The organism is Sphingomonas sp. (assembly GCF_023266535.1).
In the GTDB taxonomy this organism is placed as follows: domain Bacteria; phylum Pseudomonadota; class Alphaproteobacteria; order Sphingomonadales; family Sphingomonadaceae; genus Sphingomicrobium.
Genome location: NZ_JAHFPY010000058.1, coordinates 1 through 17,699, shown reverse-complemented (window position 1 = coordinate 17,699; position 17,699 = coordinate 1). Strand labels below are relative to the sequence as shown.

General features: G+C 63.0%; 15 protein-coding genes and 1 tRNA gene. 3 read left to right on the top strand and 13 right to left on the bottom strand.

The features are described from left to right. From Q0C64_RS09920 to Q0C64_RS09870, 11 genes are all read right to left on the bottom strand, one after another. A partial coding sequence (locus tag Q0C64_RS09920; RefSeq protein WP_294123307.1) for a ClpX C4-type zinc finger protein occupies nucleotides 1-425 on the bottom strand: 425 nt, incomplete at its 3' end. Nucleotides 426-610: 185 nt separating this feature from the next. After that, a complete protein-coding gene (gene clpP / locus Q0C64_RS09915; RefSeq protein ID WP_294123305.1) occupies nucleotides 611-1,264 on the bottom strand; it encodes an ATP-dependent Clp endopeptidase proteolytic subunit ClpP in 654 nt (217 codons plus the stop codon). 155 nt (nucleotides 1,265-1,419) lie between these two features. After that, nucleotides 1,420-4,353 (bottom strand): TonB-dependent receptor, encoded by a 2,934-nt coding sequence (locus Q0C64_RS09910; RefSeq protein ID WP_294123303.1) that lies wholly within the window; start codon nucleotides 4,351-4,353, stop codon nucleotides 1,420-1,422. Nucleotides 4,354-4,461: 108 nt separating this feature from the next. Next, nucleotides 4,462-5,388: a glycosyltransferase family 2 protein gene (locus Q0C64_RS09905; protein ID WP_294123301.1), complete on the bottom strand. Its 927-nt coding sequence runs from the start codon at nucleotides 5,386-5,388 to the stop codon at nucleotides 4,462-4,464. A gap of 62 nt (nucleotides 5,389-5,450) precedes the next feature. Next, nucleotides 5,451-6,398 carry a cupin domain-containing protein gene (locus Q0C64_RS09900; protein WP_294123300.1) on the bottom strand — a complete coding sequence of 316 codons (948 nt, stop codon included), beginning with the start codon at nucleotides 6,396-6,398 and terminating at the stop codon, nucleotides 5,451-5,453. Beyond that, nucleotides 6,395-7,933, bottom strand: coding sequence for a trigger factor (gene tig, locus Q0C64_RS09895; protein WP_294123308.1), 1,539 nt, complete (start codon nucleotides 7,931-7,933; stop codon nucleotides 6,395-6,397). The genes Q0C64_RS09900 and tig overlap by 4 nt, the downstream gene beginning before the upstream one ends. 51 nt (nucleotides 7,934-7,984) lie before the next feature. Further along, nucleotides 7,985-8,069, bottom strand: a tRNA-Leu gene (locus tag Q0C64_RS09890). Nucleotides 8,070-8,277: 208 nt separating this feature from the next. Beyond that, nucleotides 8,278-8,862 (bottom strand): hypothetical protein, encoded by a 585-nt coding sequence (locus Q0C64_RS09885; RefSeq protein WP_294123298.1) that lies wholly within the window; start codon nucleotides 8,860-8,862, stop codon nucleotides 8,278-8,280. A 47-nt stretch (nucleotides 8,863-8,909) separates the two neighbouring features. Beyond that, nucleotides 8,910-10,130, bottom strand: a complete 1,221-nt coding sequence (locus Q0C64_RS09880) for a M48 family metalloprotease (RefSeq protein WP_294123296.1) — start codon at nucleotides 10,128-10,130, stop codon at nucleotides 8,910-8,912. Next, the gene (locus tag Q0C64_RS09875; protein WP_294123294.1) at nucleotides 10,127-10,897 is read right to left on the bottom strand and encodes a hypothetical protein; all 771 of its coding nucleotides are present in this window, start codon (nucleotides 10,895-10,897) and stop codon (nucleotides 10,127-10,129) included. The genes Q0C64_RS09880 and Q0C64_RS09875 overlap by 4 nt, the downstream gene beginning before the upstream one ends. Before the next feature lie 76 nt (nucleotides 10,898-10,973). Beyond that, nucleotides 10,974-12,602 (bottom strand): alkaline phosphatase family protein, encoded by a 1,629-nt coding sequence (locus Q0C64_RS09870; protein ID WP_294123292.1) that lies wholly within the window; start codon nucleotides 12,600-12,602, stop codon nucleotides 10,974-10,976. 189 nt (nucleotides 12,603-12,791) lie between these two features. Here Q0C64_RS09870 and Q0C64_RS09865 point away from each other — a divergent pair, with 189 nt between their 5' ends. From Q0C64_RS09865 to Q0C64_RS09855, 3 genes are all read left to right on the top strand, one after another. After that, nucleotides 12,792-13,409, top strand: a complete 618-nt coding sequence (locus tag Q0C64_RS09865; protein WP_294123290.1) for a hypothetical protein — start codon at nucleotides 12,792-12,794, stop codon at nucleotides 13,407-13,409. A 55-nt stretch (nucleotides 13,410-13,464) separates the two neighbouring features. Further along, a complete protein-coding gene (locus Q0C64_RS09860; RefSeq protein ID WP_294123288.1) occupies nucleotides 13,465-14,220 on the top strand; it encodes a hypothetical protein in 756 nt (251 codons plus the stop codon). 66 nt (nucleotides 14,221-14,286) lie between these two features. Beyond that, complete coding sequence (locus Q0C64_RS09855; RefSeq protein ID WP_294123286.1) at nucleotides 14,287-15,171, top strand: hypothetical protein; 885 nt, start codon at nucleotides 14,287-14,289, stop codon at nucleotides 15,169-15,171. On the opposite strand, the gene gatB is transcribed toward Q0C64_RS09855, so the two are convergent. Together gatB and Q0C64_RS09845 are read right to left on the bottom strand one after the other, a co-directional pair. Then, nucleotides 15,168-16,646 (bottom strand): Asp-tRNA(Asn)/Glu-tRNA(Gln) amidotransferase subunit GatB, encoded by a 1,479-nt coding sequence (gene gatB, locus Q0C64_RS09850; protein ID WP_294123284.1) that lies wholly within the window; start codon nucleotides 16,644-16,646, stop codon nucleotides 15,168-15,170. The genes Q0C64_RS09855 and gatB overlap by 4 nt on opposite strands. A gap of 171 nt (nucleotides 16,647-16,817) precedes the next feature. Continuing rightward, the coding region (locus tag Q0C64_RS09845) for an amidase family protein (protein WP_294123279.1) at nucleotides 16,818-17,699 on the bottom strand (882 nt) is incomplete at its 5' end.

Genomic DNA, 17,699 nt, shown 5'->3' with positions numbered 1-17,699 from the left:
GTGAACGGCACGTCGAGGATTCGCGCCAGCGTCTGGGCGAGCAGCGTCTTGCCGCAGCCGGTCGGGCCGATCAGCAGGATGTTCGATTTGGCCAGTTCGACGTCAGTGCCGGTCTTGGAACCGTGGGCCAGCCGCTTGTAATGGTTATGCACCGCGACCGACAGGACGCGCTTGGCGCGCTGCTGACCGATCACATAATCGTCGAGCACCTTGTAGATTTCCGACGGGGTCGGAACGCCATCGCGCGTCTTGACCAAGGCGGACTTAGTTTCCTCGCGAATGATGTCGTTGCACAGCTCGACGCATTCGTCGCAGATGAAGACCGTCGGGCCCGCGATCAGCTTGCGAACCTCATGCTGCGACTTACCGCAGAAACTGCAGTAAAGCGTGCTCTTGCTGTCGCCGCCACCGGAAAGCTTGGTCATTCAGGTCCCTTGTCTTCGTACAAACCGCGCGAAGCGGCCACCGGTCATGCTAAACCGGATTATCGCATAATCAAACTGGCAGATGGGTTAACGCCGTTTCGCGTTCCAAGTGCCTGTCCCAAATATGGAACGTCCAGTCGGGCCGGGCAAGGGCGAAGCCCTTGTAAAATGGGACCTTCCGACGTTTAGGCAGGAGTGATGTCGGCGCCGCCGCTGGAATCGCCCTCACCGGTATCGGGCCGGCGGTCGAACACTTCGTCGATCAACCCGAATTCCTTGGCCTCGTCGGCTTCCAGGAACTTGTCACGGTCCATTGCGGTCTCGATCGCCTCGATCGGCTGGCCGGTATATTGCGCATAGAGCGTATTAAGCCGCGTCCGCATGCGCAGGATCTCGCGGGCCTGGATTTCAATGTCGGAAGCCATGCCCTGGGCGCCGCCCGACGGCTGGTGGACCATGATCCGGCTGTTGGTGAGCGCGATACGCATCCCGGGCTCACCGGCACAAAGCAGGAAGCTGCCCATCGAAGCGGCCTGGCCGATGCAGACCGTGCTGACCTTGGGCCGAATGTACTGCATCGTATCATGGATCGCGAGGCCGGCGGTCACCACGCCGCCCGGCGAGTTGATGTACATGAAAATGTCCTTCTTCGGGTTCTCGGACTCGAGGAAGAGCAGCTGGGCGGTGATCAGCGAGGCCATATGGTCCTCGATCGCGCCGGTGATGAAGACAATCCGCTCCCTCAGCAGCCGGGAATAGATGTCGAAGCTGCGCTCGCCCCGGTTCGATTGCTCGATGACGATGGGAACGAGCTGGGAGACGATGTCTTGATGGTCCATGGGAAATGCCGGTCCTTGAATAGTGTCGGACTCTACATCGGGCGGAAGCGCCGAAGGTTCAAGCCTAGAAGAATAACGGAAAGGGCGGCCGAAACGCGTCCGACCGCCCTCCCCCGTTCGGCGGTCCCGTTAGAGCCGCCTTACCCCTGTCGCTGCTACATCTTGTAGCTGATGCGGGCGTAACCCCAGCGGCCCGGCGCGTCGTAGGTGCCCGGGTCATAGTTGCCGCCGCTGCAGCTGAAGCAGCCCGGCGGGTCCTTGTCCCACAGGTTGTTGACACCGGCCGTGAAGGTCAGGCGCTTGTCGAGGAACGCGCTCGGCGAATATTGTAGCTGGATGTCGGTATATATCCGGCTGCCAAGCTTGTTTCCGGGATTGGTACCCGAGCTTTCGATGACACTGTGGATGTAGCGATCGGTAACCGAAAAACCGAAATCACCCAGCGACCAATCGATCGTCAAGTTGCCCTTCCACTTCGGATAGGCCTGATCGGGGCTGCCGCGTTCCGTTCCGACGCGATCGAGGACGACGAAGCCATTCGATGCAGTCAGGACGAACTTGGTCAGCCTGGTGGCGTTCAACGACAGACCGAACCGGCCGGCGCCCGTTTCCGGCGACCGGTAATTGAGGGTCCCGTCGATGCCCCTGGTGCGGATGCCGTCGAGGTTGTCCAGCGTTCCATCAATTTCATTGATGAAGCCGTTGGCCGTACGCTTGACCAGTGCGCAACTGGCCGGATCGCCAAGCAGGGCGCAATTGTTGAGCGTGACCTGCGGGTCGATCGCGGCGATCGCGTTGGTCACCTTGATATCGTACCAATTGACCTCAACGTTGAAGTTGCTGCCGTTGCTGCGCGCCCACTCCGGCGAGTAGACGATGCCGAACGTCAGGTTCTTCGACTTCTCGGGCTTCAGCTGGTCGTTGCCCTGGGTGATGACTGGAACCTGGCCTGGATCCTCCGCGTAGCTGCCGCTGGCGGGCACGCCATTGGCCTGGCAGTTGGCGCGGACGCCGGGTGTATTATTGAAATAAGGCGTACCCGCGACGTTTGAGCAAGGATCAGCCGTCGGAAGGTCGAAACGCGACCGCCCGCCGAACAATTCGCCCAGGCTCGGGGCACGGAAGCCCGTCGTGTAGGCGCCGCGGACCAGCACATCCTGAACCGGCTTGTACAAGCCGTGGATGGTGTAGGTCGTGCTGCTGCCGCTGATCGAATAGCTCGAATGGCGCACCGCGCCCGTCGCTTCGAGCGAGTAGGCGAACGGCTGCTCCTTCAGGATCGGGATCCGAATTTCGCCGTAGATTTCGTCGACATTGTAATGACCGTGCGCCGGTTGGGCGGGAATGTCCGCGCTGAGCCCAGCCGCCGTTAGCGGGTCGGGCTTGAAATTGGCGCTTTGGAAGCGATGCTCAACGCCCACAGCGATACCGACCGGGCCGGCCGGAAGTTCGGCGATGTCACCGGTGATATTGGCGGTGAAGCCGGCAAGTGCCTGGCGGCTGCTATCACGCTCGGTGAAGCCAATATAGTCGAGCATGGCCTGCGTGATCGATCCCGCTCCGCCGAATATGTTCAGCGGCACGCAGCCCGGCGTCGCATTACAGGTCGCGAGCGGCCCGAGAGCCAATGCGACATGGTCGGCGCGAACGTTGCCCGTGAAGCTTTGCTTGGCCTTGTTGACGCCAACCAACGCATTCACGTCCCAGTAGAATTCGTGATCGGCCAGGTGGAGCTTGCCGTCGAGGGTCGCGGTCAACGAGTAGGTGTCGACCTTCTGGTTGAACGTGCGCTGGCCGGCCTCGATCATCCGCCGGCCGATGAACGAGTAGCTCTGCGTATTGCCATTGGGCGTGCCATCCGGATTGAGGCCGGACTCGAGCGTCGTTCCAAACGGGTTGAAAGGATTGGTGCCGTCGATCGACAAAGTGTCGAACAGGCTGCCGGCGCCGTTGCCCGCGTCAGGTCCGATGAACAGCGGCTCGAACGCCGCCTGGTTCTGCGAAATGCGCCGGTTATACAGTGCCTTGACGCGCAAATTGATGTCCGAACCAAGGTCGGCCTTGACGCTGGCCCAACCGCCCCAGCGTTTGTTGGGCGTAATGATGTAGTTGAACGGGGCGAAATTGAACCGATCGGCGACCGTGAACGGCACCAGCTCGGCCGCTGTTGGCGTGCTGTCTGGCGCACTGTGAGTTGTCCAGTTGCCGAACAGGATGCCGGGCTGGGGACCGTTCCCAGTGCGCGTATCGAAGCGCCCGTTGGCGGCGGCGCTGCTGCACCCGCCACCACCGTTGGAACAAGCGGTTTGGCCCGGGTTCGGGAATGCCGAAATATCGCGGTCGGCGGTGCGGACGGCTTTCTGCTTCACGTATGACGCGCCGACCACGATATCGACCGGGCCGTCACCACCATTGCCCCAGCTGGCCTGATAATCCTGGTTTTTGCCGTCGCCTTCACCGAGATACTGGCCATATTGGGCTTGCAGGCGCAGGCCCTTCTGGCGCGAAACCGTGATCACGTTGACCACGCCGGCGATGGCATCCGAGCCGTAGAGCGGCGAAGCGCCGGCCTGCAGCACTTCGATCCGGTCGATCATGTTGGCCGGAATCGTGTTGAGGTCGACCGTGGCGGGGATGCCGCTCGCGCTCGTACCGTTGACCCAGCGCAGGCCGTCGACGAGCACCAGGGTGCGCTTGGCTGACAGATAGCGAAGGTCGATTTCGGCCGAGCCGGCGCCGACGCCGCCGCCATCAGGCGGGTTGCCGATATTGCCGCTGTTGTTGACCTTGGTGTTCAAACCGCCGCTGGCGCTCGGAAGGCGCTGCAGGATATCCGCGACAGCCGACAGGCCGGTCTTGGCCAGGGCGTCCTGGTCCAGCCTGACGACAGGCGAATCCTGGCTGAGCGGGTCCTGCCGAATGCGCGAACCGGTGACAACGATCTCGCCACCCGATGACGGCTCCGTCGCGGCCGCCGTCGGTTGCGACGCATCAGCTGGAGGGCTGGTATCCTGAGCAAAAGCAGCACTGCCAACTGCCAAAGCAAGCAGCGCGGTCCCGGTACGGAGCGCCAGCGTTGAACGGCTCATTTATTATCTCCCTGTTAAGCGGCATTCCATGAAGGTTTTCCACTGAAACGGGAGAGTAACAAATCAGGCGGCGGCGGGAAGTATGTCTCCGCTATTCAGGGCGTACTGTTACTTTTGAGCCACAGAAGCGGCGGGGTGCGCGAGATAGGCCAGCCGCCGCATCTCGCGCCGGCCACGCGTTACCGTGTCGAGGATGAGCCCGGCGAAGAAACACAGCACGGCGATAATCACCATGCCGGTGGCGAGGATGGCAGTCGGGAAGCGCGGGACCAGCCCCGTATCGAGATAGGTCAGCACCAGCGGGATGGCGAGAATGATCGCCGCCACAACCAGCAAGGCACCGATCCCGCCGTAAAACAGGACCGGCCGTTCCACCCGATAGAGCGTGCCGATCGTCTTCAGGATCCGCCAGCCGTCGCGATAGGTTGAGAGTTTGGAGGTCGAGCCCTCCGGCCTGGCGCCATAGGCCGTCTCCAATTCTCCGACCGGCATGCGCAGTTCCAGCGCGTGGACGCTCATTTCCGTCTCGATCTCGAAGCCCTCGGAGAGCACCGGATAGCTTTTGACGAACCGCCGCGAGAATATCCGGTAGCCGGAGAAAATGTCGGAGAAGCTGCGTCCAAACAACCGAGCGAGCAGGCCAGTGAACAGCTTGTTGCCAATGACATGACCGCCACGATAGGCGTCGGCCACCTCATGCTGCCGAGTGCCAACCACCATGTCGAGCTGCTCATCGAGGAGCATCCGCACCATCTCCGGCGCTGCCTTGGGGTCGTAGGTCAGGTCGCCGTCGGCCATGACATAGACGTCGGCATCGACGTCGGCGAACATGCGCCGCACGACATGGCCCTTGCCCTGTTGCCGTTCCGTGCGGACGACCGCGCCTGCGGCACGGGCAATTTCAGCGGTCCGGTCGCGGCTGTTGTTGTCGTAGACGTAGATGGTTGCGTCCGGCAGCGCCGAGCGGAAGCCGGCGACCGTATCGGCGATCGCTGCTTCCTCATTGTAGCATGGGAGAATCACGGCGATGCGCATGTGGTTCAAACGAAAATCCCTCCCTTGTCCGGGCGGCTATAGAGTCGAATTATCTAGTCCCGCTAGGCGGATTTTGCGGTGGAAACGTGAAGCAACCGCAAATCCGGCGAAAGCTCGCTGAGGCTCCAGGTCTCGCCGGGCGGAATGATAAATGCGTCGGCCGGCCCCAATGGATGCGGCCCATCGCGGTCAAGTCGAGCAGAGCCTTCGAGGATGAACCCGAATTGCAGCTCGCCGCCGTGCGAAGGAAGGGAGATGCTTGTCGATTCCCCGGGACGGACGAACTGGACATCCGCAAGGCCGTTTGTGGCGTCCTTCACACCCGTCGCCTGAGCTTCGTAGCCGTGACATGTCGTCCACGGTGAACCAGATGCAACATGTCGCAAGAAGCGTTGGCCGCCGAAATTGCGCGCCGGATCGATCCGGCCGGTGGGCAATTGCACCTGATGGTCGGCGACCGTCTCGTGCAACGCCGGACAACCTAGCTCGACAACTTCAAGCCCTGGCGAGCTTTCCAGAACGCGGTGACGGATGGTCGGAGGCTGCACCACCAAATCCCCGGCCTGCATGATGAATGGCTCGCCCTGGTCCTCGTAAACGACTTTCACCCATCCGCGCCGAACGACAATCAGCTGGAAGGCGACACGGTGGAAATGGACCCAGTCTGAAACGGGCCCGCCATGAGGAATGGTGATGTGCGAGGCGATGTAGCGCCCGCCAAGCCGAGACGGGATGAGGTCGCGATAGAGCATCCCGGCCCTGCCTTCACCCGGTGACGCGCCTGCCCTGGTCAGGATGAATTCAGGGATGAAGCCGCCAAGGTCGCCGGGTGGCGCATCGTGCGGCCTTGTCGTCAACCGGACCGTTCGCCCGTCAAGATCGAGGATGGCCGTGTGCGGCTCGTCGGCGGGGTAGATGACATCGAGCCGCGCCCCCTGCTCGCGCAGCCGATCAAGTGCGGGAACAAGCTCCTCGCAAACCAGCAGGAGCTCGTCCGCCGAACCGATCACTTGCCCTTGGCGGGTTTCTTGGCACCAGGCTTCTCGGCCTTGGCCGGAGCGGCCTTTTTGGCCGGGACCTTGTCCTTAGCTTCAGCCTTCTTCGCTGGAGCTTTAGCCTTTGCCGGAGCTTCGGCCTTGGCAGCCGGCTTCTTGGCCGCAGCCTTCTTGGCCGGCTTGGCATGGTCATGGCCGCAGCCAGGGCCGTGGACATGGCCCTCTTCGCTTTCGAGATCGCGCTCGAGCACGTCACGGGTCACAGTGAGATCGCTGATGTCCGCCTTCGAGAAGAGGTAGTCGACCACCTTGTCTTCGTAGAGCGGAGCGCGGAGCTGGGCCGCGGCCATCGGCGTCTGCTGGACGTAGCGAACGAACGCGTCACGGTCCTTGGGCTGATATTGAGCAGCAGCCTGGCCGACCAGCCGGTTCATTTCCTGCTGGGTGACGTCGATGCCATTGGCAGCGCCGATTTCGCTGAGCAGCAGGCCGAGGCGGACGCGGCGGATCGCGATCTTGCGATATTCGTCGGCGTCCCCTTCGACTTCCTTCAGCGCCGCTTCCGGATCAGCCTCATGGCTGGCCTCGTGACGTAGCTGGGCCATGATATTCTCATATTCGGCTTCGACCATCGACGGCGGAACGTCGAAATCATGGTCAGCCGCCAACTGGTCAAGCAACCGCCGCTTCATGTGCGTGCGGGTGAGGCCGTTGAGCTCCTGCTGCTGCTGGTCGCGCAGCAAGCCCTTGAGCTGGTCGAGATCGTTGAGGCCCAGTTGCTTGGCGAAGCTATCGTCGAGCTTGGTCTCGCCGGCAGTCTTCACCTCCGTCACCTTGACGTCGAAGGTCGCCGGCTGGCCCTTGAGATTCTCGGCCTGGTAGTCCGAGGGGAAGGTCACGTTGAGCTGCTTTTTATCGCCGGCCTTGAGGCCGACCATCTGCTCTTCAAAACCCGGGATTAGCTGGCCCGAACCGAGTACCACAGCCATGCCTTCACCGGTGCCGCCTTCGAACGCGACGCCGTCGACCTTGCCGACGAAGTCGATCACGACCTGGTCGCCATTGGCGGCCTTGTGGCCCTTCTTGGCGTCTTCGTAGCGGGTCTGCGATTGGGCAAGCTGGTTAAGCTGCTCGTCAATGGCTTTCTCGTCGATGTCGACATTGAAGCGTTCAAGCTTCAAGTCGTCGATCTTCGGCGTCGGCACGTCCGGAAGCGTTTCGAGACGGACGCTCACCTCGGCATCCTTGCCGGACTCGTAGCTATCGTCGAGTTCGACCTCCGGCTGCATCGCCGGACGGAGCTTCTTGTCGGCCATCAGCTTCTGGACGCTGTCCTGGACGGCGGTGTTCAGCGCATCGCGCATTAGCGCCTCGCCGTGCATCTTGCGAATGAGGTTCGGCGGCACCTTGCCAGGGCGGAAGCCGGGCATGCGCACAGTCGGTGCGATGCGCTTGATCTCGCCGTCGACGCGGGCGTCGATGTCCTTGGCGGGAATGGTCAGCTTATAGGCCCGCTTCAGGCCTTCATTTTCCGTCTCGACGGTCTTCATGGTCACGGCGAAAATCCCAATTCGTAATATCTGTGCGTGTCACACGGGCGGTGGTGCGGGCGAAGGGACTCGAACCCCCACATCTTGCGATACTGGAACCTAAATCCAGCGCGTCTACCAATTCCGCCACGCCCGCGCGGACGCCTGAAGGTGGCGGCCTATAGCAAGGATCGACGCTGGGGCAAGTGCAAGGCGATGCCATTTCGGCTACACAGCCGCATGGATCCGTTTATGGCTAGCCGGCCGCCTCGGCCTGGTGATCCGCCGCCGGCCGATGAGCCTGGCCATGTGCCGCCGCTGCCGGGGGAGCCCGAGCCCCCTCCTCCGCCCGACCCGGTTGTCCGTTAGACGCGCCTTGCCGAGCTGACGATCGCTTCGAAATCGGGGAGCAGTGCGTTGTAATAGTGCGACCGCGCTGCATCGAACAGGATGAGGTAAAGCTTGCCGTCAATCACCGCGCCGACGGCCCGGCCCTTGCGCCGAACTTCATCGCTGTCGAGATGCTCGAAATCATATTGGAAGCCGTGGGCCCCCAGGAATGGGCGAGGCGTCAGGGCCAGCGTCGTAAAATCAACCGCTCCGCCGCGGACCCGGAACAGGCTTTCGACGATCGCCGTGATTTCGGGAGGAGTCATGTTCGACCGGAACTTGGGCACCTGCCGGTCGTCGCGGCTGCGCTGGTAGACTAGGGCCTTGCCGTCCTTGAGGCCGGTGACGAAGCTGATCCCGTCGAGATAGGGGCCGTTCTGGGTCCAGTCCTCGACGGTCCTGATGTCGGTGAAGAGGCTGGCCGAGATCTTGTTCCATTCTCGGGGCGGCGTGACAGCCAGGCTGTTGTCGCCGACCCGCACTTCCTTGACCCTGACCAGCGAATAGCCGCCATAGCCAAACCCGTCGCCTCCAGCCCCGGTGCAGGCTGAGAGCACCATGACCAGAGCAACCGGCAAGGAAATACGCCGAACCATCGCCTATCTCCTCAACCGACCATCATCTGGCGCACCAGCGGCGCGTCCGGTGCTTTGGGCGCGAGCTGAAGGTATCGGGCGAACGCAGCCCGCGCCTCAGGGCCCCGCCCTTGCTTCAGCAACATGATGCCATGCCACCGCCACGCATCGGGCGGCGCGTCGGAAAATTGGACAGCTGCCGCATATCCCTGAGCAGCGCGCGCTTCGTCGCCCATCTTGTTGCTGTTGCGCAGCCGCCATATCTCTCCTTCGTAGAAGCGCAGCAGGCCGTTCCAGCCATCCTTGGCCAGCGTTTCGACCACGAACTGGCTGGCGCCCGGATCGTTGAGCTTGACCTGGTCGTCGAGCAGGGTCGGCCGGATAGCCGCCAGTGCCGTCAGATAGCGAGCGCGATAAGCCTCGTAGGTCTTCCCCGGCATTGCCATCTCGGCGGCAGAGATCTTGAGATCCGCCATGCGCGATTCCGGCGAAGGGTGGGTCGAGAATAATGCAAAGTCCCGTTCACGCTTCTTGCGGCGATACTTGGCGCTGAGGTCGAGCTCTGCGATCAATTGCTCCCAGGTCTGGCTCATCGCCATCGGATCGTAGCCGGCCTCGGCCAGCAGCCGGATGCCCATGGCATCGGCTTCGGCCTCCAGCGTGCGATTATATTTGAGTAGCGACAGGATGGTGCCGAGCTGGGCCAGTTGGACGAGGTCACCGGCATAGACTCCGGTCACCCCGCCGGCGAGGCCGGTGCCCATCGCCAGGAACGAGAATATGTCGGTCTTGCGGCGAACATCGCGCCATTGGCGGAGTTGGTGCTTGCGGAGGAAATGCCCGCTTTCATGGGCAATCACGCCGGCCAGCTGCGCCTCGTTGCGCATTCTCAGCAAGAGGCCCGAGAAAATCACGGCAAAGCCGGTCGGAAACATCACCGCGTTGAATTCCGGAATGCGCGCCAGATAGATGCGCATGTCCTTTGCCGCGGGCCCGCCAACCCGGCCGATCAGCCCCCCAAGATAGGCGGTCAGCTGTGGGTCCTTGATCAGCAGGTTGGAGCCGGAGACTTCCTCCTCGACCCGCTCCATCTGCTGCCACATGCCTTTTTCATCTTGGTCGACCGCCCGATAGCCGGGCCCGATTAGCGGCTGCATGTCCTTGGGGAGGATGCGCGCTTGGGCCGTTCCGACGGCAGTGACAGCGCCGAGCGCGCCGCCGACGGCAAGGATGGATCGTCGCGACCAGCTCATGGCTGGCGTTCGCGGCGCTGAACGTTGCGGCCGGGCTTCATCCGATCGAGCAGCCGGTCGACCATTTGGGCAGCGCCCTCGTCGGTGCGGATATCGCCCATCTTGATTCCGGCGACCTGGCTGCTGGCCTGCAGCACGTTAAACCAGACCACTTCGCCGGTACGCAGGTCGACCAGGCTGGCATAGGCGAACTGGCCGGCGCCGCCGACGTTGGGGGCGCAAAAGCCGACGAAGCAGCCGGCAATGCCCAGTACCTGGAGGGCAACCCGCCCGCTCGAGGCAAAGCTGTCCTCGGCATGGAGGAACAGGGCATAGTCGTAACCGGTGCGACGACCGAGCGCGACGGCATCCTCGCCCAGGGTCCAGTCGAGACCCTTGTCGCGCTTGGTCGGGAGATAGGCCCCGGAATACTTATGGAGGGCGATCGAGCTGCCGACCGCATAATGCAGCCGCTCAAGCTCGGCGATGGTCTCGGCGTCTACGCCAGGCAGCGAACTGCGCTTGTCCATGATGAAGACGTTGCCGCCGCGCGCCACCTGCTGCGCCCTGAGCGCTGCCAGCACCTTGGTCCTCGCCGTCTCGGTCCAGTCGGCGCGGGGCTCGACCAGGCCTCCAGTGGTAACCGAGCCAACGCTGACATCGGGCCGCATCACCAGCAGCTTGTAGTCACCCTGCGGCGGGGTGAATTCGACGTCGGCATATTGGCGGGTCGAGACGCAGCCCGCCAGCGCGACCGACCCCAACAGCGCCAAGGCAACACGGCGCATCGCCCTCTCCCCGATGATTGTGCAGGTGACGCAAAGCTGCCGAGTCAGCGAAAAAAAGGCAAGCGATTTAAAATGGTTAGCGCGGCGTACAGTTATTGCCCGCAACTGCGACGAGGCAGTGGCCGTCAATCGAGCCGGCAGGGATGGCGAGGCCGATAGTGGCCGCCAGCGTCGGCAGAATGTCGGTCGTCTCGACCGGCGAATCCAGCGCCAGCGGGGCCATGCCCGGGCGCCAGAAAAGGATCGGCACGCGGCGGTCGTAGTCCCACGGGCTGCCGTGCGTGGCAACATAGCGGCTGGTATCGAAAATCGGGGTGATCTCCTTCTTGAGCAGCACCACGAAATCGCCCGAGCGGCCGGGATAATAGCTGGCCCTGGCGCGCTGGATCAGGGTCCAGCCTACTGGCGAGCCGGTCGGCACCGGGGTGGCGGCGAGCTGGTCCGCGGTGAACACCGCCTCGACCTGCGGGTGGGCGCGATAGGCAGCGACTGCGCCGTCGAGCACCAGCTTGCGCTGCGCGGGCGTGAGCGCGGGGTCGACGTAGACGTCGCCGAACGTGCCGTCGCCGTAGAGGCCGAAGCCCGGCAGCTTGTACTTCTTGACGAGGTCGAGGCCGATCCTGCCGGCGTTGAGATTGACGTCGATCCGCGCGGCGTCCGGATGACTTTCGGTGCGCTGGCGCTCCGGAATGTCGAGCCCGCCATGGTCGGCGGTCAGCACCACGCTGTAATCGAGCCCGCGGCTATCGAGGAACGACAGGAAATCGCCCAGCTCGCGATCGAGCTCGATCAACTGCAGGCACATTTCCTGCCCCTGGGTGCCATAGCTGTGGCCGACATAGTCGGTCGCCGACAGGCTGATCGCCAGCACGTCCGGATCCTTGCCGCGGCCGAGCTGCATCTCGTCGACCAGCCCGGCGGCAATCGCCAGCGTGTCGCCGTCCAGCTCCGGCGAGGCGCGAAACGCGGCCTGGTCCTCGGCATTGCGGGCGAACAGGCCCGTCCCGACCGGCTTGTCGCGATTTTCGATGTCGAACAACTTGGCTTTGGCCTGGCACAGGGCCGGCGCCTCCATCGGCTGGCGATATTCGAGCAGCGCCTTGGCGATCGCCTCATTGGCCTTGGTGACGGTCTGCGGGACGGTCGCGCCCTTAAGGTCGGTGGCGAACTTGGTGTTGGCCCAATACCAACGTTGGTCCGGCTTCTGGCCGGTCATCATCACCGCGGCGCGATCCTTGCCGGCGACCGCGACATTGCGGCTGCCGGGATGCGTGCCCTTAAGCCATTCGCCGAGCGTCGGGACGAGCAAATGCATCGGCGATACCGAGTAAGCGAGCGAGTTGGTGCCGGGCACCCGCTCGTCCTCGGCGCAATAGACGGCCTTGTCTTCCCGCTGCTGGCCAAGATCGAACCACAGATTGGCGATGATGCCGGTGCGCGACGGATGGCTGCCGGTGAGGATGGTCGAATGCCCTGGGCAGGTCTCGGTCGCGTTGTGCGACTGGTAGCCATTGTGGAAGGCGACGCCCGACCCGATCCGCGCCAGGCCGGCCGTGAAATGCGGGCGATATTCGTCCCAAAGGTCGGCCGAGAATTGGTCGACGGCGATCGCCACAATCAGCTTCGGAGGCTGTTGCGCCGGCTGGGCTGGAGCCGAAGTCGCGACCGACGCAGCCAGGGCGGCCGCCACCAAGTTCAAACGCATCGAACCGAATCCTCCGCCCCAAAAGCTGCGCACGAGTGGCTGCCTAGCATGACAAATGAGAGACGGAAGAGGACTAAGCAAAATCGCACTTGTGTGAAAAATTTCAGGCTGTTAGCCCAAGGGTGATTTCGGGGGATTTCAAGAATCGTGCGTAAGTTTAGAGCGTTTTCGAAGGCGGCACTTGGTACCGTGATCATTTCCACATCGGGCTTAGCAGCCAGCCAGACAATTGAGCCGCCAGCATTGCCGGCGCCGGCCCAACCCGCTTCCGTTCCGGTCACTTTCGCCCAGTCAAAATTGCCTGCCGGCACTCCGGTAATCGTCATGCTCGATCAGGAGATATCGACCAAGACGAGCAAGGCTGGAGATAAATTCCAGGTCACCGTTTTGCATGACGTGGTAGAAGGGGCGACGATCGTCATACCCAAGGGCACCACCGGTATCGGCGAGGTGACCTTCGCTACCAACAACGGCGGATTTGGTAAGCCCGGCATCCTGAGCATTTCGCTGCGCCAGCTAGAGCTGAACGGGGCCAAGGTGTTGCTCGACGGCCGCTACCGCGAAGAAGGTGCCAACAAGAATGGCGCCACCGCCGCTACCTGGTTCGCTGTCGGTGTGTTTTCCGGCTTCATCAAGGGCAAGCCGGGCGTGATCCCGAAAGGCCGCGAACTCAAGGCCCGCACCGGTGAAGACATCGCCTTCGTTGCTGGAGCCCAGCCGCGCACGGCGGCCGTCCCGACCACCGCGATTGAAGCGGTCGATGCGAAATTGCCAGAACCCGCCGTTCCAACGGTCAGTAAAGAATAACCGATCAAGCCCGCATTCCATTCGCGCTAAAATATCCGAACATAGGAGACCATGAATGAAGACGATGCCACTTAGCTTGGGGATTGCGATCGCCGCTTCCGCCATTTGCACCTTGCCGGCGAGTGCCCAGGACGCAGCCCCTGCGAGCGCCGCCGAAGCCGCTCCGGTGACCACGCCGGAAGCCGCGCCGGTAGCGACCCCCGCGCCGGTGCCGGTGCCAGTTGTAATCACGCCGGAGGCGCCCAAGCCGGTTTGTGAACTGCATGTCTTCCCGACTCTAGAGGGCCAGGCCATGACGACCACGATGCTGTCTGGTTTCGGCATCATTGGTGCGGTCGCTGATGCAGCGCAGAATAAGAGCCGCAACATCAGCGAGGCCGAGTATCTGAAGGAAGCGCTTGGTCCCCGCCTGCAGATTGAAGCGCTGAAGTCGGTCGACGTGCTGGCCAGCCTGAAGCTGCCTCCGTCGCAGATCATCTATGAAACGCCGATCGCGGACCGCAAGATCACAACCCAGGCGAAAACGCGGCTCTCGTCGTCGGCAGCACCCTGCTATGTCGAGCTGATCATTACGCAGAATTTCTACAAGAAGGCAGCGATTTACGGACGCTCGCTCAACAACCGGTTCGTGCTCAAGGATTTCCGTGGGGGCAAGACCACGGCGGAGCTGGTCAAGGGTCGCGGCGGCAATGGCCTGACCTATTTCCCGCCGAAGACCACGGATGAGACCGAGAATGCGGAAAAGGACCTGCGCGAAGCATTCGCGAAGAACTTCACCGAGTTCGCGGCCGGCGTCCGTCCGGCAAAGTAAGCGTTCGAGCGGCGGGGCTGGCGCGGTCCGGAGCGCAGCCCCCGCCCTACATCGGAGTAGGATTTGATGCGTATCCTCGCCATGATGCTGGCCTGTTGTCTGGCTTCGACCTTGGCACATTCTCCTGCTTTGGCTGCCGACGTTCCCGATGTCGTCGGGGCGAAAGATCGCGCAATTGCTAGCGGACACCCGGCACAGGTCATCGTCGGCCAAAGGCAGATCGAATCCACCATCGACATCGGCCGAGTGGCCAGCAGTGACAGCGGGGGTGGTGGCATTCTCGGGTCAATCATTATTGCCGGAATGGATGACAAGAAGCAGGTCCTGAGCCAGTCCGCCAGGGCACAGGCCGAGGCAGAGATTGCCCCCCTGCGGCAAGCACTCAACGGCTTCGATATCGATGCGCTGGCGCTCGCGACGACCGAAGCGGCATTGGCCAAATCGAGCTGGCTACACCCCAACAAAATATCGCTAGCTAGCAGCGGCGCATCCGCCGACACCGCGCCTACATCCGCGTTGGTAATCTACCGTTACGAAACATCGCCCGACTTCACTCAGGTTCGCGTTGTTGCCGACGTTCGCCTGGTGTCACCGCCGGCCAAAAAGGGTGCACCCTCGCCAGCCCCAATCTATCGGGAGCTGATTACCAGCGTTGTGTTGCTGCGCTCGCCTTCATTGGACGCGAGCGAAAATGTCGCGAGATGGAGCGCCGATGATGGAAAGCTAGCCAAGGCGGCGCTTACCAACGCCTTTGCCAGCCTCGAACAACTCATCCCATTCACGCTCGACATAAGCGAAGCCGACGCCAAGGCAATCGCCGCAAAGGGCCGCGCAAAAGCCTTCGCCGCGGGATACTACGGCCCGTCGATCCAGCAGGGTGGCGCGAAGCCCGGAGAGACGCTGATCTGGGCCAAGGGCTTTGTGAATGTGCAGCCGTCGCCGGCGCTCTAACCGTCGAGCTTCGCCCGCAGCCGCTCGTTGACCACGCCAGGGTTGGCCTTGCCGGCCATCGCCTTCATCGTCTGACCGACGAAGAAACCGAACAGCGCCTGCTTACCGGCCTTATATTCGGCGACCTTGTCGGCATTGGCGGCGAGGATCTTGTCGATCTCTGCGTCGATCGCACCCGTGTCGCTGGTCTGCTTGAGGCCCTTTTCCTCGACGATCTTCGACGGCGCGTCGCCGGTTTCGAGCATGATCTCGAACACCTGCTTGGCGATGGTGCCACTGATCGTGCCGTCGGCGACCAGCTTCAATAGCTCGGCGGCCTCACCGGGCGAGATGCCGGTCGTCGAGATGCCCTCGCCGCGGCGGTTCAATGCCCCGAACAGCTCGGCGACCGTCCAGTTGGCGCCCTGCTTGGGCTCCGCGCCCGCCTCTAGCAGCCCGTCGAACCAGCGCGCAGTCTCGACCTCCGCGGTGATCACCGAGGCGTTGTAGGCGCTGATCCCCAGCCCTTCGTAGCGCTTGCGCTTGTCGTCGGGCAGCTCGGGCAGCGAAGTGCGGCATTCGTCAAGGAAGGCCTCGTCGAGCTCGAGCGGCAGCAGGTCCGGGTCGGGGAAGTAGCGATAATCGTGCGCATCCTCCTTCGACCGCAGCGTGCGGGTGACATTCTTGTCGGGATCGTAAAGGCGGGTTTCCTGGACGATCTGGCCGCCGCCCTCCAGCACTTCGACCTGGCGGCGCGCCTCATGCTCGATCACCGCCATGACGAAGCGGACCGAATTGACGTTCTTGGTCTCGGTGCGGGTGCCGAGCTCGCCGCCCACCTCGCGCACGCTGACATTGACGTCGGCGCGCATCGAGCCTTCCTCCATATTGCCATCGCATGAGCCAACGTAACGGAGAATTGCCCTCAGCTTCCTTAAGTAAGCCCCTGCTTCGGCTGGGGAACTCATGTCAGGCCGCGACACAATCTCCATCAACGCGACGCCCGAACGGTTGAGGTCGACATAGCTCATGGTCGGATGCTGGTCATGCATCAGCTTGCCGGCGTCCTGCTCGACATGGATGCGCTCGATGCCGATCTGCTTGACGCTGTTCTCGTCCTTGTCGTCGAGCAGGATCTCGACCTCGCCCGGCCCGACCAGCGGATGGTAGAGCTGCGAAATCTGATAGCCCTGCGGCAGGTCGGCATAGAAATAATTCTTGCGGTCGAAGCGGCTCCAGCGGTTGATCACCGCGTCGAGCGCCATGCCGGTGCGCACCGCCTGGCGGATGCATTCGCGGTTGGGCACCGGCAGCATGCCCGGCATGGCCGCGTCGACCAGCGACACCTGGGTGTTGGGCTCGGCCCCGAACGCGGTCGCCGCGCCGGAGAAGAGCTTGGCGTTGGAGGTGACCTGGGCATGGACTTCGAGGCCGACCACGACCTCCCAATCCCCGGTTTCGCCCTTGATGCGATAGGGTGCCGTTGCGTCAGCCACGATTCTGTCTCCGGTTGCGCCGACTCTTTGCCCGGCGCTCAAGAACTTTCGCCCGATCTCGCTCTTCTGGCGATGGAACCCGCTTGGGCACCTTGATCCAGCCGAGCTTCTTGGAGGTCCATTCGCTGAGACTTACAACGACGGACTGCCGGATTATGTCGAGCAACATGCTCACCACCACCTCTTGGGCCGATGATTGAACCCTGCCCGCTCCTCGATGGCGAGGCCGGCGTTGAGGACGCCCTGCTCATCGAGTTCGCGGCCGATCAAATGCAGGCCGAGGGGCAGGCCCTGCCCGTCAAGCCCGCCGGGGACCGACATGGCCGGCAGGCCGGCAAGGCTGGCCGGGACCGCGAATACGTCGTTGAGGTACATCGCCAGCGGATCCGCCATCTTCTCGCCCAGCCCAAATGCCGCCGAGGGCGCGGTCGGGGTCAGGATCAGGTCGCAGTCGCGGAACGCCTCGGCGAAGTCGCGCTTGATCAGGGTGCGGACCTTCTGCGCCTTGGTGAAATAGGCGTCGTAGAAGCCGGCCGACAGCACATAGGTGCCGATCATGATGCGGCGCTTGACCTCGGCGCCGAAGCCTTCGGCGCGGGTCGCGGCATACATGGCGTCGAGGTTGCCGCCCTGCGGCGTATCGCGGAGGCCGTAACGCACCCCGTCATAGCGGGCGAGGTTGGACGAGGCCTCGGCTGGGGCGATGATGTAATAGGTCGGCAGCGCATACTTTGTGTGCGGCAGGCTGATCTGCACCACCTCTGCGCCGGCGTCCTTGAGCCACTCGATGCCCTGGTCCCAGATGGCGTTGATCTCGGCCGGGACGCCGTCGATGCGATATTCCTTGGGGATGCCGACCTTCTTGCCGCGCAGGTCGCTGGTCAGGCCCGCTTCCCACTGCGGCACCGGGAGGTTGAGCGAGGTCGCGTCCTTGGCATCGAAGCCCGCCATGGCTTCGAGCATGATGGCGCAGTCGCGCACCGTGCGGGCCATCGGCCCGGCCTGGTCGAGCGAACTGGCGAAGGCGACGATGCCCCAGCGCGAGCAGCGGCC